Annotated in this window: 19 protein-coding genes; 17 read left to right on the top strand and 2 right to left on the bottom strand. The window is 51.5% G+C overall.

The genetic code is table 11. From position 1 onward, the window contains the following. The first annotated feature begins 95 nt into the window (after positions 1-95). The 9 genes from SLIP_RS10420 to SLIP_RS10380 all read left to right on the top strand — a co-directional run bounded on the left by SLIP_RS10420 (position 96) and on the right by SLIP_RS10380 (position 9,285). Complete coding sequence (locus SLIP_RS10420; protein WP_013176252.1) at positions 96-935, top strand: sulfide/dihydroorotate dehydrogenase-like FAD/NAD-binding protein; 840 nt, start codon at positions 96-98, stop codon at positions 933-935. Beyond that, the gene (gene gltA, locus SLIP_RS10415; RefSeq protein ID WP_013176251.1) at positions 911-2,317 is read left to right on the top strand and encodes an NADPH-dependent glutamate synthase; all 1,407 of its coding nucleotides are present in this window, start codon (positions 911-913) and stop codon (positions 2,315-2,317) included. Before SLIP_RS10420 ends, gltA begins: the two co-directional genes overlap by 25 nt. Positions 2,318-2,672: 355 nt before the next feature. Then, positions 2,673-3,152, top strand: coding sequence for a 4Fe-4S dicluster domain-containing protein (locus tag SLIP_RS10410; protein ID WP_013176250.1), 480 nt, complete (start codon positions 2,673-2,675; stop codon positions 3,150-3,152). 2 nt (positions 3,153-3,154) lie between these two features. Beyond that, the gene (locus SLIP_RS10405; protein ID WP_013176249.1) at positions 3,155-4,960 is read left to right on the top strand and encodes an aldehyde ferredoxin oxidoreductase family protein; all 1,806 of its coding nucleotides are present in this window, start codon (positions 3,155-3,157) and stop codon (positions 4,958-4,960) included. An 18-nt stretch (positions 4,961-4,978) separates the two neighbouring features. Continuing rightward, positions 4,979-5,248 (top strand): MoaD family protein, encoded by a 270-nt coding sequence (locus SLIP_RS10400; RefSeq protein WP_013176248.1) that lies wholly within the window; start codon positions 4,979-4,981, stop codon positions 5,246-5,248. Then, positions 5,249-5,791, top strand: a complete 543-nt coding sequence (locus SLIP_RS10395) for an NADH-quinone oxidoreductase subunit NuoE family protein (RefSeq protein WP_013176247.1) — start codon at positions 5,249-5,251, stop codon at positions 5,789-5,791. Continuing rightward, complete coding sequence (locus SLIP_RS10390) at positions 5,769-7,586, top strand: NADH-quinone oxidoreductase subunit NuoF (protein WP_013176246.1); 1,818 nt, start codon at positions 5,769-5,771, stop codon at positions 7,584-7,586. The genes SLIP_RS10395 and SLIP_RS10390 overlap by 23 nt, the downstream gene beginning before the upstream one ends. Positions 7,587-7,598: 12 nt before the next feature. Next, complete coding sequence (locus SLIP_RS10385) at positions 7,599-8,342, top strand: 2Fe-2S iron-sulfur cluster-binding protein (protein ID WP_013176245.1); 744 nt, start codon at positions 7,599-7,601, stop codon at positions 8,340-8,342. A gap of 148 nt (positions 8,343-8,490) precedes the next feature. Then, the gene (locus SLIP_RS10380) at positions 8,491-9,285 is read left to right on the top strand and encodes a radical SAM protein (protein ID WP_341271059.1); all 795 of its coding nucleotides are present in this window, start codon (positions 8,491-8,493) and stop codon (positions 9,283-9,285) included. A 219-nt stretch (positions 9,286-9,504) separates the two neighbouring features. Here SLIP_RS10380 and SLIP_RS10375 read toward each other — a convergent pair whose 3' ends face one another. Further along, a complete protein-coding gene (locus SLIP_RS10375) occupies positions 9,505-9,798 on the bottom strand; it encodes a transposase (protein WP_013176244.1) in 294 nt (97 codons plus the stop codon). Between the two features lie 502 nt (positions 9,799-10,300). Between SLIP_RS10375 and SLIP_RS10370 the strand changes: the two genes are divergently transcribed. The 8 genes from SLIP_RS10370 (at position 10,301) to SLIP_RS10335 (ending at position 16,857) form a co-directional block, all read left to right on the top strand. Beyond that, positions 10,301-10,531, top strand: a complete 231-nt coding sequence (locus SLIP_RS10370) for a hypothetical protein (protein ID WP_013176243.1) — start codon at positions 10,301-10,303, stop codon at positions 10,529-10,531. 35 nt (positions 10,532-10,566) lie between these two features. Then, a complete protein-coding gene (locus SLIP_RS10365) occupies positions 10,567-11,676 on the top strand; it encodes a magnesium chelatase ATPase subunit I (RefSeq protein WP_013176242.1) in 1,110 nt (369 codons plus the stop codon). A 52-nt stretch (positions 11,677-11,728) separates the two neighbouring features. Then, the gene (locus tag SLIP_RS10360) at positions 11,729-12,562 is read left to right on the top strand and encodes a methyl-accepting chemotaxis protein (RefSeq protein WP_013176241.1); all 834 of its coding nucleotides are present in this window, start codon (positions 11,729-11,731) and stop codon (positions 12,560-12,562) included. Between the two features lie 402 nt (positions 12,563-12,964). Further along, complete coding sequence (locus SLIP_RS10355) at positions 12,965-13,414, top strand: universal stress protein (RefSeq protein ID WP_013176240.1); 450 nt, start codon at positions 12,965-12,967, stop codon at positions 13,412-13,414. Positions 13,415-13,956: 542 nt separating this feature from the next. Further along, complete coding sequence (locus tag SLIP_RS10350) at positions 13,957-14,412, top strand: MaoC family dehydratase (RefSeq protein WP_041433017.1); 456 nt, start codon at positions 13,957-13,959, stop codon at positions 14,410-14,412. Then, a complete protein-coding gene (locus SLIP_RS10345) occupies positions 14,387-15,178 on the top strand; it encodes an enoyl-CoA hydratase-related protein (RefSeq protein ID WP_013176238.1) in 792 nt (263 codons plus the stop codon). The genes SLIP_RS10350 and SLIP_RS10345 overlap by 26 nt, the downstream gene beginning before the upstream one ends. Before the next feature lie 20 nt (positions 15,179-15,198). Then, the gene (locus tag SLIP_RS10340; protein ID WP_013176237.1) at positions 15,199-16,044 is read left to right on the top strand and encodes a 3-hydroxyacyl-CoA dehydrogenase family protein; all 846 of its coding nucleotides are present in this window, start codon (positions 15,199-15,201) and stop codon (positions 16,042-16,044) included. 33 nt (positions 16,045-16,077) lie between these two features. Continuing rightward, complete coding sequence (locus tag SLIP_RS10335) at positions 16,078-16,857, top strand: SDR family oxidoreductase (RefSeq protein WP_013176236.1); 780 nt, start codon at positions 16,078-16,080, stop codon at positions 16,855-16,857. A gap of 173 nt (positions 16,858-17,030) precedes the next feature. On the opposite strand, the gene SLIP_RS10330 is transcribed toward SLIP_RS10335, so the two are convergent. Continuing rightward, positions 17,031-18,014, bottom strand: coding sequence for a helix-turn-helix domain-containing protein (locus SLIP_RS10330; RefSeq protein ID WP_013176235.1), 984 nt, complete (start codon positions 18,012-18,014; stop codon positions 17,031-17,033). Positions 18,015-18,177 lie beyond the last annotated feature (163 nt).

The following is an 18,177-nucleotide window of genomic DNA, read 5'->3' as shown; positions in this document are numbered from 1 at the left end:
GTGGACATTGTTGCAGGTAGCGGGTGGCGGTAATATAATACCCTTTAAAGGCCTGCGGACGAGCAGGTGCTGGCCAGTGAACGGGAGGGAAACTGATGTTTCGAATCGTTGCCAAGAAAGAGCTTGCTCCTCGCATCAAGTTATTTGATGTGGAGGCGCCGGAGATCGCGCGGAAAGCGCGTCCCGGACAATTTATAATCCTGCGCGTAGACGAGGAGGGGGAACGGATCCCCTTAACTATAGCGGACTTTGACCAAAAAAAAGGGACTATTACTATCATATTCCAGGAAGTCGGGAAGACGACTGAGCTGTTGGGAGAGTTACAGGCCGGTGACTCCATCCTGGATTTTGTCGGACCGCTGGGTTGTCCGTCCGAGATTGAAAGATTCGGAACTGTAGTCTGTGTTGGCGGCGGGGTCGGCGTGGCCCCGGTGTTCCCCATAGCCCGAGCCCTGGGGGAGGCGGGTAACCGGGTAGTATCGATAATCGGAGCCCGGTCCCGCGACATGCTGATCTGGGAAGACGAGATGCGAAACGTGAGCTCAGAGCTTCTCGTCGCAACCGATGACGGCAGTTACGGGATTAAAGGGTTTGTTACCGATATTCTAACAGGGGTTTTGAGTCGGGAGAAGGTAGACCGGGTCGTGGCTATCGGTCCTGCTGTCATGATGCGCGAGGTGTGCCGGGTTACCCCGGAGTCCATACCGACTGTGGTCAGCCTCAACCCGATAATGGTCGACGGCACCGGTATGTGTGGAGCTTGCCGGGTTGAAGTGGGGGGCAAGACCAGGTTCGCCTGCGTGGAGGGACCCGAATTCGACGGGCATCAGGTGAATTGGGAACTGGTTCTGAAACGGTCCAAGATGTTCGTGGAGGAAGAAAGAATAGCCATGGAAAGAGGGGGATGCAGGTGTCAGGAGAACGCAAGAAGATAATTCCCCAAAAGCACCCGATGCCAGAGCAGGAAGCTGCCGTGCGTTGCCGTAACTTCGACGAGGTGGCGCTGGGGTATTCGGAAGAGACGGCGGTAGCCGAGGCCAACCGCTGTATACAGTGCAAGAACAGCCCTTGCGTGGAAGGATGCCCGGTAGAGATTGATATCCCAGCTTTTATTAAAATGATAGCAGCAAGAGATTTCGCCGGGGCAATAAAGAAGATAAAAGAAAAGAACAATCTGCCTGCTATCTGCGGCCGGGTTTGTCCTCAGGAGAACCAGTGTGAAAGCAAGTGCACTTTGGGCAAGAAGCACGAACCGGTGGCTATTGGAAGACTGGAGCGGTTCGTGGCGGACTGGGAAATGGCCCAGCCAGAGCCAATCCAGGTTCAGGCAATTAATCCCTTAGGGAAGAGGGTAGCGGTGATCGGGTCCGGGCCGGCGGGGTTGACGGCAGCAGCGGACCTGGCTCTGATGGGATACAAAGTTACGGTGTTTGAAGCCCTCCATATACCGGGAGGAGTACTGGTTTACGGGATCCCGGAGTTTCGCTTGCCCAAGGCTATCGTCGCTCGCGAAATTGAGAACATCACCCGGCTGGGGGTTGAGATCAGGACCAACTACGTGGTAGGAAAACTGGCCAGTGTCGGGGAACTCTTGGAGCAGGGCTACGACGCTGTGTTCATAGGCACAGGAGCGGGTTTACCTTATTTCATGGATATTCCAGGAGAGAACCTGAACGGGGTATACTCGGCCAACGAGTTTCTGACCCGAAACAACCTGATGAAAGCCTACAAATTCCCCCAGTACCTAACCCCTATCAGGGTGGGGAAACGGGTAGCGGTAGTCGGCGGGGGCAACGTGGCTATGGATGCGGCGCGTACCGCGCTGCGCCTCGGTGCTGAGGCGTATATCGTGTACCGCCGCACTTTCCAGGAGATGCCGGCCCGGAGGGAGGAAATCGAACACGCCCGCGAGGAAGGGGTAAAATTCGAGCTCCTGGCAAGTCCCATCGAGATCAAGGGGAACGAAGAAGGGCGAGTCACGTCTATCATTTGTCAACGGTACGAGCTGGGGGAACCGGATGAGTCAGGAAGAAGGAGCCCGGTACCCATACCGGGGGCGGTGTTCGAGATGCCGGTAGATACGGTAGTCATGGCTATTGGGCAGGGACCAAACCCCCTCATTCCACAGACCACTCCAGAATTAAAGACCAATCGCAGGGGCAACATCCTGGCAAAGGAGGAAACCGGCGAGACCTCGATGCCTGGGGTATTTGCCGGGGGAGATGTAGTTACCGGGGCTGCGACCGTCATCTTAGCGATGGGGGCAGGCAAGAAAGCTGCCCGGGCCATCCACGAGTATTTGCAGAATAAGGGATGATGTTGCTTCCTCAATTAGTCTCAGGTTGAAACCGGTTTTCGCTCCGGTACTGGGCGATGGATTCCCGTCGCTGGTCAGTGCCGGGGTTTTTTTATGGGATAAAATTGTAAGACACATTGCAAGCTTTGGTGCTAGAATGTTAATAACAAGCTTTCGTCGTCATAGGAAAGGGCTCAGTTAGTAACTTGCATGCGCTTATTAAACCGGAGACGTCGGCGGTTGCTGAACTGAGCGGCCCGTAAAGGGAGGTGATGGCGCTGCAGGTACCTTTTAAATGTCCGGGGTCGTAGCTAAGAAACACACCCGAACGAGGAGGTGAAGACTGATTTCAATTTTACATTGAAATCAGGACTGTATGAACAAAATACTCACGATTGCTCCTGAAAAGTGTACCGGGTGCCGGACTTGCGAGCTGGTATGTTCCTTCTTCCATGAGAAAGAGTTTAATCCGGCTCGCGCGCGGGTCACGGTTATCACCTGGGACAAGGATGGATTCTCAGTTCCCATGATGTGTTTGCAGTGTAGCAATGCTGCCTGTATGCAGGTATGCCCCGTAGGAGCAGTATACCGTGATTTCGCGACCGGAGCGGTTATGGTCGACCACAGCCGTTGCATACGCTGCAAGATGTGCACTAACGCGTGCCCGTTTGGTAACAACACTTTCGACCTAGAGCTCGATCGGATACTGAAATGCGACCTTTGTGGCGGAGATCCTCAGTGTGCTAAGTACTGCCCTTCCGGAGCTATAAGTTATGTGCCGGATACGGCGGCAAATACTGCTAAGAAGAGGCTGGCAGCGAGCAAGTTTAGGGAACTGTTCCGGGAGGTGGTCTAGTTATGTACGGTTGGACTGGACAAATCCTGCGGGTTAATTTGACCGATGGAACCATCCAGAAGGAAGCTTTATCGAGAAAGGACGCCCAAGATTTTATAGGGGCGCGCGGGTTGGGCACCAGGTACTTTGTTCGTGAGGTAGACCCGTTGGTTGATCCCCTCGCTCCCGAGAACAAGCTCATCTTTATGACCGGTCCTCTTACCGGTACCGCCGCTGCGTCAGCTGGCAGGTACAACGTCATCTGTAAAGGCCCCCTTACTGGAGCTATTGCCGCTTCTAATTCCGGAGGATTCTGGGGACCGGAACTCAAGTTTGCCGGGTATGACGGCATCATCTTTGAAGGCAAATCTCCTTATCCCGTGTATTTATGGATTGAGAACGAGAAAGTTGAATTACGCAGGGCAGACAGGCTCTGGGGAAAAACCGTGTCCGAGGCCACCGACCTCATTAAAGGAGAAACGGACGAAGAGGCGAAAGTGGCTTGTATTGGTCCGGCTGGAGAGAACCTGGTCAAGTTCGCTGGTGTGATTAACGAGTATTCTCGGGCAGCGGGCCGTTCAGGTGTTGGGGCGGTGATGGGTTCCAAGAACCTGAAAGCTGTTGCCGTGCGCGGGACCAGAGGAGTAAGAGTAGCGGATCCGGATAGTTTTAAGCAGGCTATCGACAAGGCCAGGCAGATGCTCGCCCAGCACCCGGTTACCGGACAAGGGCTGGCTCTTTATGGGACAAATGTTTTGATCAATATCCTGAACCAGCACGGCGGCTTGCCGGTTCAGAATTTCAGCCAGGCTGCCACTTGTGATTATGCGGAGAAGATATCCGGAGAGTATCATGCCGAACGGTATCTAGTCCGTAACAAAGGCTGTTTTGGCTGCAACATGGGTTGCGGGCGGGTGACTAAGGTGCCGGCTGGAAAGTTCAAAGGGTTCGGGGAAGGGCCTGAGTACGAAGCTACCTGGGCTTTGGGCTCTAACCTTGGAAATGACAATTTTGAAGCGATAGCTAAAATCAATTTCCTATGTAATGAAATGGGGATGGATCCTATCACCTTTGGCGGTACCATCGCCTGCGCTATGGAACTGTACGAAAAAGGTTATCTGGACGCAGGTACGGTGGGCTGGGATCTGGTCTGGGGTAACATGGACGCGGTCGTAGACCTGGCGGAAAAGACGGCTTTAAGGCAAGGGTTTGGCAACCAGTTGGCTGAAGGCTCCTACCGTTTGGCTGAGTCTTTTGGTCATCCTGAGTTTTCGATGACCGTGAAGAAACAGGAACTGCCTGCCTACGATCCACGGGCCTTGCAGGGGATCGGATTGAACTACGCTACCTCCAACCGCGGCGGCTGCCATGTGCGCGGGTATATGACTTCGGTGGAGGTGTTGGGTATTCCGGAGAAGCTGGACCCAGATACCACCGAAGGCAAAGCTGCTTGGACCAAGGCTTTTCAAGATATAACGGCTGTGTGCGATTCATCCGGTACCTGTTTGTTTGCTACCTTTGCCATAGGGATTCCGGAACTGACAGCCGAGATGCGAGCTGCAACCGGGGTTGATTACACGGAGGAATCTGTATTACTTGCAGGAGAGCGCATATGGAACCTGGAACGGCTGTTCAACCTCAAGGCCGGGTTTACTGGGAAAGACGATGTTTTGCCCAAACGACTCCTGGAAGAGCCGATGAAAGGTGGTCCTCATGCTGGACAGGTGGTAAGGCTCGAAGACATGCTTAAAGAATATTACGAACTCCGGGGATGGGACGAAAACGGGGTGCCGACTCCGGCCAAGCTGGAGCAGTTAGGGTTAGCCTAGAAAGAAGCAGTGACGCTTATGAAGGTGCTGTTTTTTGCTACTCTGCGTAAAGTAACAGGTTGTACTGAAACCGAGGTCCACGGACCAGCTGATCTAGAGGGGGTTTTACGGGAACTCGGAGCGAGGTACGGTTCCGCGTTTAAAGAAAAGGTGTTTCCCGATGGTCAGTTAAGCCGCGATGTAATGGTAATGATAAATGGTCATGCGGTAGAACACTTAGGCGGGTCAAAAGCTGTTGTAAATGAGGATGACACTATTGCCATCTTCCCCCGGCTGGCCGGGGGCTAGATGGCAATACTTTTGTGGGACTGGGGGGATGAAGCAAACATGGGAGAAGAGACGCGCGAAGGGATCCGCGGTGACGTTCAGCCTATCATCGATAAATACCCGGCCGAAAAGAGGTATATTCTTCCTATTATGCAGGATATTCAAAAGAGGTTTAACTACCTGCCCAAAGAGGCCCTGGAAATAGCTGCGGCTTACGTCGGTGCACCTGTAAGCCTGGTTTACAGCATGGCTACTTTTTACAAGGCTTTCAGCTTGGTGCCCAGGGGGCGGGTTCATTTCAGGATGTGTGACGGCACTGCTTGTCACATCAAGTCATCCCAGGTGATACTAGATGAAATCCACAAGTGTATAGGTATCAGGCCTGGGGAAACCACACCAGATGGCCAGTTTTCGCTGGAAACCGTCAACTGCTTGGGGGCATGTGCCTTGGCGCCGGTGCTGGTAGCCAATCAAAAAGTACATCCCAAAGTGACTCCGGCGGCAATGAGGGAAATCATAAAGCAGTATGGAGGGCTTGCCGATGGACCAACGAGCGATGCTTGAACCAAACATCAGGACAGTCTTGGTTTGTTGCGGGACCGGGTGCTTGGCCAACGGCAGCATGGACGTCTTCCGGGCGTTGCAGAAGCAGTTGGAGACTGAAGGAGGCGAGTTTCAAGTCCGCACCTATACCAAGGCTACAGGATGTAACGGCTGGTGCGAAAAAGGTCCTCTGGTGAAAATAGTGCCCGATGATATAACTTACTGTAACGTCAAGGCAAGTGACGTTCCAGCCATAGTGGATAAAACGCTGAAAAAAGGGGAAGTGGTGAAGAAGCTTCTTTACCGGGATCCTAAGACCAAGAAGTACTTCAAATCTCACCGGGAGATCAGCTTTTATACCAAGCAACTTAAAGTGGCTCTTCGTAATATCGGGGAGATAGATCCGGCGAATATCCAGGACTACATTGCCCGAGACGGGTACCAGGCTTTGGCAAAAGTGTTGAAAAGCATGAGTCCGGAGCAGGTCATCGACGAGGTTCAGCGCTCGGGCTTGCGCGGGCGGGGGGGAGCGGGTTTCCCAACCGGTCTTAAGTGGAAAGCCTGCGCTTCACAGGCGGCAGAACCGCGATATGTGGTATGTAACGGGGACGAAGGCGACCCCGGTGCTTTCATGGACCGCAGTATAATGGAAGGAGATCCGCACAGCGTTATCGAGGGCATGATCATCGGTGCTTACGCGGTAGGGGCCGCGGCCGGTTTTATCTACGTGCGAGACGAGTACGACCTGGCGGTGGTCAACCTAGGACGTGCCATCGAAGACGCGCGCAGGAGCGGTTATCTGGGAGACAACATTCTGGGGAGCGGGTTTTCTTTTGACATCGAAATAGTTCGGGGCGGTGGGGCCTTCGTCTGTGGCGAGGAAACGGCGCTCCTCGCTTCCATCGAGGGGAATGTTGGGGAGCCCCGGGACAAATACGTTTATCCGACGGAAAAGGGTCTATGGGGGCAGCCTACAGTCATCAACAACGTTGAGAGCTGGGCAAACGTGCCGGTAATAATTAACCGGGGAGCCGACGAGTGGGCTAGGGTAGGGACGGCGACGAGCAAAGGGACGAAGGTTTTTTCCTTGGTAGGCAAGGTTTACAACACCGGCTTGGTTGAGGTGCCCATGGGGACGACCTTGCGCGAGATAATTTTCGATATTGGCGGGGGTATACCCAACGGCCGCCAGTTCAAAGCGGTACAAACCGGAGGACCATCGGGAGGGTGCATCCCCGCCAGCCTCATCGACCTTCCGGTGGACTTCGATTCACTGACCAGCGTCGGTTCCATGATGGGATCCGGGGGCATGATTGTCATGGACGACCGGACCTGTATGGTGGAGGTAGCGAGGTATTACCTGAATTTTCTGGCCGGTGAATCTTGCGGCAAGTGCGTGCCTTGTCGAGAAGGGATTAGACGCATGCTGGAGATTTTGACGAGAATCTGCAACGCTCAGGGCCACCCCGAGGACCTGGAAATTCTGTCCAGCCTAGGTGAGACATTACAGGTCGCTTCTTTGTGCGGGCTAGGGAAAACTGCTCCTAACCCGGTTTTGTCTACACTGAGGTATTTTAGGGATGAGTATGTGGCGCATATCGTAGAAAAACGTTGCCCGGCCGGGGTCTGCCGATCCATGACCGAGTTTTACATCGACGCTTCCCTTTGTACCGGTTGCGGGCTCTGCAAGAAGAATTGCCCGGCTGATGCCATTTCCGGTGAGATCAAGGAAGTACACGTTATCGACCAGGACCGGTGCATCAAGTGCGGCGAGTGCATAAACAACTGTAAGTTCCAGGCAGTCAAGGTGAGGTAAGGGGGTAGGGATATGAGGGTTAAGATTGACGGCATAGAACTCGAAGTCCAGCCAGGAGAGATACTGCTAAACGCTGCCCGAAGAGCAGGGATCAACATCCCGACCCTTTGCTACCATGAAGCTTTCGGAGGTCAGGGGCACTGCCGGATGTGCTTGGTCGAAGTAAGAAAAGGAGCCGAGGTGAAACTGGTTGCGTCCTGTACCTATCCCATCAACGAGGAAGTAGAGGTCAAGACCAGGACCCCGGTTGTGGAAAAGATCAGGCAGAATATCGTCATGCTCCTCTATAAAGAGGCTCCCGCCAGCGAAATCATGCAGAAAATGTATGTTGAGTACGGGTGCGAGGCCAACTTGCTCGAGCCTAATGAGGGAGAACGCTGCATTCTGTGCCGGCTGTGCGTCAAAGCCTGCGAGAAAATGGGGGCTAGCGCCATATCCGCCGTGTTTCGTGGTACCAGCAAGCGCATCGGGACTCCTTACGACGAGGCTTCAGCCGACTGCATCGGCTGTGCGGCCTGTGCCCAGGTTTGCCCTACAGGAGCCATCGAGGTTCGGGAAACGTTGGACACCCGCACTATCTGGCACCGGGATTTTGAGCTGGTGCGGTGTAAGGAATGCGGGAGAGTAGTGGGAACGAAGGAGCAGTCAGATTATCTTAAAGGCAAATTGGGGTGGAAGACACCCAACTACGAACTGTGTGAGACCTGCCGCCGGCGCGAGGCAGCCGGGCACTTGAAAGAGTACAGTCGGCAATGAGGACGCTTGTAATAGCGGCTTGCACCGAAAAGTGCAGGCCTTTTTTCTGTGCTTCACGTATTTCGCTCCCTGACCATCAGCGGTTGTAGAATTTTTTTGGAGGGTTCGGCAAGTTAATTGAAATGATACCAAAAATTCATTCTACTGAATAATCCTTCTATTTACCAACGGGACTCTCATTGATGAACAATTCGCCAGGGAATGTGTGGACGTCGCGAATCTAACCTTTGCCATCAGCATCGATGGGTTTGAAAAGACCAATGACCTGCGGCGGGGAAAAGGAACATTTTCCAAAATCATGCGAGCGGCCGACATTTTGAAGGAGCATGGACTAATTTTTGGTTTTTCTACCACTTATCATCGCCATAACGTCGAAGAAGTAACCTCTGACAGCTTCATCGATATGCTCATCGACAAAGGATTCCGTTTTGGCTGGTTTTTTACGTACGTTCCAGTGGGGGCCAACTCAGACCTGGATTTCATGGCAACCCCGGAGCAGCGGGGGTACGCATACAAGCGTATTAAGGAGTTGCGGCAGTCAAAGCCTATTTTCCTGGCTGACTTTTGGAACGATGGGGAGACTGTAAACGGGTGCATCGCCGGTGGACGGAGGTATTTTCACATTAATGCAGCGGGGGATGTGGAACCGTGCGCCTTTATACACTATTCCTGCTGTAACGTCAGAAATACGAATATAAGGGAGGCACTCGGGAATCCCCTCTTCTTAGCCTATCAGCGGAGACAACCGTTTAATTCCAACCATCTTCGTCCCTGTCCTCTGATCGATAATCCACGCAGTTTGGTGGAGTGTGTCAAAGAAAGCCAGGCGAGTTCAACACAAGTACTGCCGGTTGATGTCGAGGAACTAGCCAACGGTCTGGATGAGTATGCGTCCAAGTGGGCAAACCAAGCGGAGCTGCTGTGGGCAGAACGCTGCCTGTAAAGGGCGGGATATTAACAGCCGTAACTTAGATTAAGAACAATAGAGGGGTACTACCCCTCTATTGTCGTAAGATTAAAGATGACTATTGGGTAGAACTGGAAAAACTTGGCGAGCGACGTTACGATGAAACGTTGCAAATCATGGTGAAGCTGTGGATTGAGAACCACGCTACTTGTGTTGCTATTTTCCAGGGCAAGTTTGGCTTGCTCAGGACCGTTGCTAGCCGCGTTCTCTCAGAAAACGTATAGTGGCCTGGAGGATTATATTGTCCAGTTCCAAACGCTCGATTTTTTCCTCCAACTCCTGAATACGCTTCCTGTAAGTGCTGAAGCTTATCCCGTAGCGCAGGGAGTCGCGCCCGGCTTGGAAAAACTGCTTTTTCCACGTCCGGAATTCATCCTGCTTTATTTGCTGTTGGGCACAGAACTCGGAAAGGCTTTTTCCTGAGCTCAAAAATTGGAGTATGAGGTCCACCTTTTGGTTGGCGGTGTACGCTTTTTGCTTTACGGTCATGCTGCTGTTCCTCCCGGGACTAAGACAGGATAGTGGGAAAAGGGGGCTAAAGCCCTGTTGATTATGGCGAATCGCTGCGCACTTCGAGGGGTCTGCTAGAAACCCGATCGAATAAGTTAGCTATTCCCCCTTTACATTCCACACATAGGGTAATCTTCAGCAAAAATCGTGCCAAACTCCCCTGTTATGGCACGTTTCGAGATAGGAATGTACATGCGCTATCTTCGAGACGGTCCAGTATGCCCACCAGCTTGCAGAAACAATATGGCCTGAAATGGGACAGAGAGACTCTAGTACAAGTGTCCACGTGTGACACACGCGTTCCGACAAATGGGCATGAAGTATTAGTAGCCAAAAGTGAAATACGCTAAGTTTAGACTTTCTTTGCCAGTTCTTCGGGTGACCATTGGCACGTATATTGCTTAACCGTTGGAAGAAGTGATCGCTGAACGCACAAAATTGCAGCGTACATGGCCGAATGCCAGCAGAGGAGGTGGCACGTATGAAGGACTGGAAAATTTGGGACGGGACGGCGGTAAAGAAGATTACATCTGAAGAGATTGTGCACGATGACTGGGAGATTGGTGACGATGGGCAAGAGGAGAGAGAGGTAACCATACACGACCTTGACGGAATACTGAGATATTCAGTGGATATCCTTCGACTGAGCATCTACCTGTTGTTGGGTGCTCTCGTTGTAGCGCTTATATACATAATAGTCCCGTATCTATAAATGGGGCACCAGGTTGATAGGAACGGAGTGATGTTATGAAATCGTATTTTAAACTTGCCAGGCACGAAGGGAACCGGATGCTATTTGACCTGGTTGAGATGTCTATCATATCTACCTACTGCGGGGAAGCTTTTCACCTGCATGCCGAAGGAGTGCGGGGAGCAGGGAAAACCACGATAATGCGGGCGGCCCGGGACATATTACCGAAGATTAGAAGGATTAAGGACTGTATATATAACTGTGACCCGGAGAATCCGCACTGTCCAGTACACAGGCACCTGGGAACGGAAGAGATACAGTCTCTTGGGATAGAGGAAATACCAATGCCTTTTTTGGAGATATCGCATTCCGCCAAAGTGGGGACGGTAGCGGGGAGTATCGACTTGGCGAAGATAACCGACCAGGTCAAACCGCAGGCGGCTCTTTTGCCCGGCATCATACCGCAGGCGCACAGAGGGATACTTTTCATTGACGAGATAAACCGGTTAGCTGACACTTCACCGGAGATAACCGATATCCTGCTGGACGTAATGGGTAACAAGCCGGGCAGGCTACAGATCGAGGAAGCGGGCCTCCCAGTAGTAGAAATTCCCATCACGGTATCGGTGTGGGCGGCTTCCAACCCTGACGAGGAACCGGGGCCCCTGGAAGAGGTGCGGAGGCAGCTATCGGACCGATTTGACATGGTCTACTACATGGGAAGAGCGGGGTCGGTGGAAGTAGTCGCGCAAATGCTGTTGAGTACCCGGAAGACCAAGACGGGAGTGGATGCCGAAGAAGTAAACTCGGCTAACGCCGAGTACCGTAAGAAGATAGTTGAGATGGCCAGGATGTACGAGGTGGCGGAGATGCCGGACTATCTCCGCGACTTTATCGCCCGGATGTATGTCAAGCACAACCTGGAGAGCCTGCGGGCTGTCGAAGCTATCCAGCAAGGGGCCATTCTGTACAGTGTACTGCACAAACGGAAGCAGGTTACCATCAGTGATGTGATCGACATGGTTCCGCTGGCGCTCAAGCACCGGGTAGATGGTGATACTTTTCTTAAGGTCACTAATAGCCTGACCTACGAATCTCCAAGAAAAAGAATACTGAACCTGCTCGGAAGAAAGCAGGAGACGGGGGAGGCTGGGTCGGCAGGATAACCTCGCGTCTGTTAAGAGCAAGAACATGGGAACGAGTTTGAAGGAGGGTGAAATGCCAGTGACCTCAATAGTGGAAGACTTTTGCAATAAGCTTGAACAACTCAGGCCTTTTTGTACAACAGGCATCTGCATATGGGTTACCAATACCGAAAAATTTGTCGGAATGGTCAAGGGGGAAGATTCACCTGGAGAATTCTTCGGAGTTGGGGATCCTCTTCAGGAAGGCGGAGCGGCACTCGAGGCCTTGCGAAGCAAGAGAGCGGTGAGCAGATTTGTTCCACGTGAGGTTTATGGGGTTGAGGCAAATGTAATTGCGGTACCCTTGTTCGACCCGGACAACCCGTACGAGCCTGTAGGTGTACTTGGACAGTCCCGGAGCCTCAAGAACCAGGTAGCCATAGTCAATATTTCCGAGACGCTGTATGCCTCTATCGAGCAGTTAAACCTCGCCTCACAGGAGGTGGCTTCAGGCGCTGAAGAGGTCGCGGTGCAATCTCAGAACATTTCGAATCTAGCTAACCGGGTAAGTGACGCGGTCAATGAGATCAAGACATTATTAAAGCGCGTTGGAGAAATCTCGCAAGAGACGAAACTTCTTGGAATTAATGCGCTTATAGAGGCTGCTCGCGCCGGAGAACAGGGACGGGGATTTGGCGTTGTCGCAGAGGAAATACGAAAGCTGGCGGACGGCGTCAGGCATCTCACCCAAGACATTAATCATACCCTGGTTAATGTTGAGGAACAGGTAAAAGATATGATTACCGCGGCTATTAAAGCCGGTGATTCTACTGCTCGCCAGGCGGCTTCCACCGAAGAGCTGTCCTCATCCCTCCAGGAGATTGAAGCAACCACCAATGGGTTACTAGATATTGCCAAACGGCTATAAAATACTTGCACGCATGCGTGCCGCGTTGTTAATGGAGTGTCCCGTGCTAGGACACAAATAGACGATATTAGGTGTACTGTTGTGGGACGCAGGCGGGTTTGCATACTTTTAAAATGGTGTTTCGAACAGAGGTTAAGAGAAAGACCGACGTATGGCAAGAGAATTGCATGCAGGACTGTATAAGCCAGGACTATTTCTAAGAAGAGTGTCTGCATAAATTACAAACGCTACGTTATACCGGGTTTTCCTGGCTAGGTCAGCTTTTCCTCCCGGAGTAGAGGTCGATCGTATCCGTGCGGTAGATACTGACGGGTAATATTGTGAAATAGAAGGGGGTGTGTATATAGCGTGATTTAGCTGGCAATGAAAAATATTCCGAAACTAAAGGAGGGGCGATTGTCTATGTTCAAAAAGATATTGGTAGCCATTGATGGCTCGGAACAATCAGTTAAGGCGGCACGCGCTGCGATCGATATCGCGAGTAAGAACGGCGGTGAGATACATTTGCTACATGTTGTCCGCCCACCTGCTTTCGATTACTCAGGTGTTGACTTTACGGGGTCTATGTTGCCGCCTGAGATTCCCGATTATTTGATAGATGAGTGGAGCAAAGTTGGGCAACTTATCCTTGACAAGGCCCGTAAAGAGGTAGAATCGGAAGACGTACAGACTACTATTGAGGTTGGGATGGGGGATCCCGCTCAGGTGATCTGTGATACGGCAGAGAAGGGCAATTACGAATTGATCGTTATGGGTAGACGCGGTGTGGGAGGTCTAGGTGGGTTATTACTAGGAAGTGTCAGCAACCGGGTTCTGCAATTAGCTTCTTGTCCCGTACTTATCGTACATTAACAGATTTGTTTTCAGGTGGATCGAGATGCCGTCTTCGAGGAACGAAGACGGCTTTTTTATTTAACCAATTCTTTTTCTGAGTTTAGCAAGGAATCGCCCGCTTTGTGGCATTACGGGCCATAGTTGACAATGCCCGACTGTGTCGCTTTGAGACATCTCTATCCGCCAAGTATTGACAGCCCCGTAAAGTACGTACCTTGACGCGCGGGATGGGACTGGCAAGGACCTTGCATTAGATATAGTCACCTTGACAATTGGACAGGTACTTGCGGAAAAGAGTATGCGCGCACAGGGTTCCAAAACGTTGCTATATACAGTAGCTATTTGGGTAAAATGCGGCTCATTAACATGGCGGACAGATGAAACATGTTGACACAATCACTATGTATCAGAAAGAAACACATTCATAAGATTAGACTTTTGCGCGCGGAGACGATACACAGTATGCGGTTTGGTGTTAAACATAAGTAACGATTGGCACGCTTCTTGCACAAACCAAAAGCGACGATTTGTTTATAACATCAGAAAGGGGGCCGAGAGGGTTGGGCGGCAAAACGATGGACGAGATACAGGTTGGGGAAAAGGCTGCGTTCAGCAAGACAGTGAGTGAGACTGACGTTTACCTTTTTGCTGGTATCACGGGTGACATGAACCCGGTACATGTCAACCGTGAATTCGCCGCGGAGACCCCATTTCGGAAACCCATAGCCCACGGCGTTCTCGGGTTAGGTTTAATCTCCAATGTCCTGGGTACCCAGTTGCCGGGGCCGGGGTCCATTTATGTGCAACAGTCTATAAAGTTTACCAAACCTGTATACGTTGGAGACACTATCACCGCGATGGTGGAGGTGATAGAAAAGGATGCTCAAAGGAATAAAGTTCGCTTGAGAACTTGGTGCCAAAACCAGGATGGCGTCATTGTCATGGATGGTGAAGCCCTAATGATGCCGAGAAAGGAGGTGAGTCGTGTAGATGGAGGACAAGCAAAAGTCTGTTAAGTGTAGCATTGATGACCAGGGTATAGCAATCGTAACTATTAATCGGCCGCATGCTCTGAATGCCCTTAACCGCGAGGTCTTCACAGAACTTGGCAAAGTGTTCGACGAACTGAGGGACAACCCTCGCGCTAGAGTGGTTGTCCTAACCGGCGAAGGACAAAAGGCTTTTGCGGCCGGCTCAGACATTACCGAGATGAAAGAGTGTTCAGTGTTGGAGGCCAGAGAGTTCGCCATGCTGGCTAACCGAACACAAGGGAAAATTGAGACTTTTCCCAAGCCAGTTATCGCGGCCGTTAATGGCTTTGCGTTAGGTGGGGGCTGCGAGGTAGCCATGGCATGCGATATAAGAATTGCTTCTTCGAATGCCAAGTTCGGTCAACCGGAAATCAATCTAGGGATAATTCCTGGTGGTGGTGGCACGCAGAGGTTGGCGCGGTTAGTCGGGCTGGGAAGAGCCAAAGAACTCGTGTATTCCGGAGGGATAATTGACGCGCAACGAGCTTATGAGATAGGTCTTGTCAACAAAGTCGTACCAGCAGAAGCATTAATGTCGGAAGCTTTGGGGCTAGCAGCTAAAATCGCCAGCAAGTCCATGCCCGTTTTGATGTTAGCAAAGGTTGCCTTTAATCATGGCTTTAGTATGGATTTGGACAAGGCGCTGCAGTTTGAGATCGAATGTTTTGCTGAGTGCTTTGGTACGGACGACCACACTGAAGGCATGTCCGCGTTTATAGAGCGACGCGAACCCGCATTCAAGGACAAATAAGTTGAGAAAGGAGACTGACTATGGAAGTGAAGAACATCGGCGTCATCGGTGCTGGTGCTATGGGTAGCGGAATAGCGCAAGTAAGCGCTGTAGCTGGCTACGACGTGGTCCTGCAGGACATCTACAGCACTGCCCTTGACAAAGCCAAGAGTACTATTGAGAAGAGCTTGGGGAAATTGGTTAGCAAAGGGAAATTGAGTGAGGCTGACATGAAGGCCGCCATGGAGCGCATCACGTTTACCACGGTGCTTGAGGAAGCCTGCCGAGATGCTGAACTGATTATCGAGTGCGTATTTGAGAATCTTGAACTCAAGCAGAAAATGTTCCAAGAATTCGAAAAGCTGTGCAAACCCGAGGCTATCCTTGGCACCAATACGTCTGCTCTGCCTATCACGGAGATTGCCAGCGTAACCAAGCGAGGAGACAAGGTTATAGGCATTCATTTTATGAATCCGGTGCCTCTTATGAAGGGTGTAGAGATCATTCGCGGGCAGCTCACGTCAGATGAAACCATGGAAACCACTCTGGAATACATCAAGAAGATTGGGAAAGAACCAGCTATTGCTGTAGACTACGCAGGCTTCATCGTCAGCCGGTTGCTAGACGTACTCATGAACGAGGCCGTAAAGCTGATGGAAGAAGGCAACAAACCTGAAGAAATTGATAAAGCTATGCAACTGTGTGCGGGTCACCCGATGGGTCCCTGTAAGCTGCTGGACTTGGTGGGAGCCGAAATTGCGATGCATGGCATGGAGACTATGGAACGAGATTTTGGCCCTAAATACAAACCGCATCCTCTGCTAAAGAAGAGAGTCCTGGCCGGCTTGCTGGGCGTAAAAACCGGCAAGGGATTCTATGAGTATTAAGCGCTATATGTCGTAATGAAGGGGGGTAACCGAATGAGAAACGTCAAGGAGTTGTTTGACCTGTCCGGTCAGGTGGCTATTGTTACCGGAGGAGCGGCAGGGATAGGAGTTCAAATGGCCTACGCGCTGGGAGAGGCCGGGGCCAACCTAGTCATAGCTGCCCGCAAGCTCGACCGCTGTGAAGAAGCAGCCCAACGGATGGAAAAGGAACTAGGGGTCAAGGTGATGCCGGCCCGGTGTGACGTTAGTAAGGCCGAAGAAATTGATCTTCTTTATGAGCAGGTCATGAAAGAATTCGGGCGAGTGGATATTTTGGTAAATAATTCTGGAGCCACGTGGGGGGCCCCATCCTTGGATTACCCGATCGATGGTTGGAACAAGGTCATTAATACAAATGTGACCGGTTCGTGGCTTATGTGCCAGAAAGCAGGTCAAATCATGGCCAAGCAAATGTATGGAAGAATAATTAATCTGGCTTCCCTGGCAGCATTTGTAGGCGCCAAGGCTGAAATTATGGACGCGGTGGCGTATCAAGCCAGTAAAGCGGCCATCGCTGGCCTGACTAAGGATCTGGCAGTCAAGTGGGCCAAGTACAACATCACCGTTAACGCGCTTGCCCCTGGATGGTTTCCTACCAAAATGACCCAGGGGACGTTGGACAAGAGCGAGCAACTCATGTTAGAGTACATCCCCATGGGCCGTTTTGGTGGCGATGATGAATTGAAGGCTGCCACCCTGTTTCTCGCTTCTCCCGGGGCAAGCTACTGCACAGGCGTGGTGTTAAGCGTCGATGGTGGCTGGGTGGCGATGTGACCTGGAGCCCTCCTTCCAAAGAGATGGGGTATCATGGTTGTCATACCCGTTAAGGGATGGTTCTAACGCTGGTACCCCACCCTCCCCTTATCTCATATGTAGGGTTGGTGTTTATTATAACCCTTTTAGCAACGTTTCGAAAGGAGATGTACTAGTTCAACACATGTGAGACATTATGGGCTAGCGCAGTATTGTTGTAAGAACTGGGTGGGGCTTATGTATCCCAGGCTTTGATGAGGTCTGAAGTCATTATAGACCTTGGAGGTCCATCGCTTCAACTCCGGCCGCATCGCATCCAGCCTTACATCGCCTTCGTAACACGACCAGAATTCTTCCCTGTACGTTCGGTTGAGCCTCTCCACCACTCCATTCAGTTTAGGGCTTCGCGGTGGCAGACAGAACAGCCTTATCCCATGTTCTTTACAGGCCAACTCGAAATCAGCGTAGAATTCACTTCCTCCGTCCACCTGTATGGCCTTTATTTCAAACGGGCATTCCTTTATGAGTTCCTCTAAAAACTCCTTGGCCAGAAAAGCCGTAGCTGCGCTCCTTACGTCCGCAAATCCCCATTTAGATACCACATCTCCTGCCGAAAATTGCTTGTACACACACCCGGGGTCCGGCCGCACGTCAAGGGTGTCAATTTGAATCATATCCCCAGGCTTTTCTACTCTGTATTCCTTGGGCTTGCGCGTGGCGTATATACGCTTTTTCGCTACTCCCCTTGCTTTGACCTTCTTTACCGGCTCCTTTAATACCCCTCTTCTTTTCAAATACCTGAGAATACGCCCTACCGTCGACTCTGATACCTCAAAACCTTTTCTCTTTAGCAGCACTACCAACTTCGCTTTTCCCCATCGCGGGTATTCTTCTCTTAATTCCCGGACCCTTTCTATCAATTCTACCGACCATGCCGGCTTCCTTACCCTCTTAGGCCTCCTCGACCTATCTTCAAGACTCCTTAGATTGCGTGGGTCAAATCTCTTTTTCCACCTGTAGTATGTGGACCTGGATATCCCGAATCTCCTGCATGTTACGGACACCGGATGAGTCCTGGCAAATTCCAAAAACTTAAGCCTAACCTTCGCTTCCTTCGAAATCTCTTTGATCCTCGAAAACCCTTTCGTCGATAACGGAATAATTCTGCCTATCCTCATGGAAGCTCCACTTCCATGAACCCGTAGACTTTTTTCGCTGTATAAGCTAAGCTTCATGGTAGGTGTGGGAGTCCTCCTTTCTATCCTTCGGTTTTCTTTCTCAAAACCTAGGATAAAGGGCCCCACACCTTCTTGTCTACTATACCCCCTTCCTTGCCTTGTC

The organism is Syntrophothermus lipocalidus DSM 12680, from assembly GCF_000092405.1.
Lineage (GTDB): Bacteria > Bacillota > Syntrophomonadia > Syntrophomonadales > Syntrophothermaceae > Syntrophothermus > Syntrophothermus lipocalidus.
Note: the sequence above shows the minus strand (reverse complement) of the source record. Positions and strands in the feature narration are given on the sequence as shown.

Bases quoted from the DNA above. Each gene is read 5' to 3' on its own strand.
- SLIP_RS10330 (WP_013176235.1), bottom strand. From the start codon at position 18,014: ATGAGGATAGGCAGAATTATTCCGTTATCGACGAAAGGGTTTTCGAGG.
- SLIP_RS10360 (WP_013176241.1), top strand. From the start codon at position 11,729: ATGCCAGTGACCTCAATAGTGGAAGACTTTTGCAATAAGCTTGAACAA.
- SLIP_RS10385 (WP_013176245.1), top strand. From the start codon at position 7,599: ATGAGGGTTAAGATTGACGGCATAGAACTCGAAGTCCAGCCAGGAGAG.
- SLIP_RS10400 (WP_013176248.1), top strand. From the start codon at position 4,979: ATGAAGGTGCTGTTTTTTGCTACTCTGCGTAAAGTAACAGGTTGTACT.
- SLIP_RS10405 (WP_013176249.1), top strand. From the start codon at position 3,155: ATGTACGGTTGGACTGGACAAATCCTGCGGGTTAATTTGACCGATGGA.
- SLIP_RS10395 (WP_013176247.1), top strand. From the start codon at position 5,249: ATGGCAATACTTTTGTGGGACTGGGGGGATGAAGCAAACATGGGAGAA.
- SLIP_RS10335 (WP_013176236.1), top strand. From the start codon at position 16,078: ATGAGAAACGTCAAGGAGTTGTTTGACCTGTCCGGTCAGGTGGCTATT.
- SLIP_RS10355 (WP_013176240.1), top strand. From the start codon at position 12,965: ATGTTCAAAAAGATATTGGTAGCCATTGATGGCTCGGAACAATCAGTT.
- SLIP_RS10420 (WP_013176252.1), top strand. From the start codon at position 96: ATGTTTCGAATCGTTGCCAAGAAAGAGCTTGCTCCTCGCATCAAGTTA.
- SLIP_RS10345 (WP_013176238.1), top strand. From the start codon at position 14,387: ATGGAGGACAAGCAAAAGTCTGTTAAGTGTAGCATTGATGACCAGGGT.
- SLIP_RS10375 (WP_013176244.1), bottom strand. From the start codon at position 9,798: ATGACCGTAAAGCAAAAAGCGTACACCGCCAACCAAAAGGTGGACCTC.
- SLIP_RS10390 (WP_013176246.1), top strand. From the start codon at position 5,769: ATGGACCAACGAGCGATGCTTGAACCAAACATCAGGACAGTCTTGGTT.
- SLIP_RS10340 (WP_013176237.1), top strand. From the start codon at position 15,199: ATGGAAGTGAAGAACATCGGCGTCATCGGTGCTGGTGCTATGGGTAGC.
- SLIP_RS10365 (WP_013176242.1), top strand. From the start codon at position 10,567: ATGAAATCGTATTTTAAACTTGCCAGGCACGAAGGGAACCGGATGCTA.
- SLIP_RS10410 (WP_013176250.1), top strand. From the start codon at position 2,673: ATGAACAAAATACTCACGATTGCTCCTGAAAAGTGTACCGGGTGCCGG.
- SLIP_RS10370 (WP_013176243.1), top strand. From the start codon at position 10,301: ATGAAGGACTGGAAAATTTGGGACGGGACGGCGGTAAAGAAGATTACA.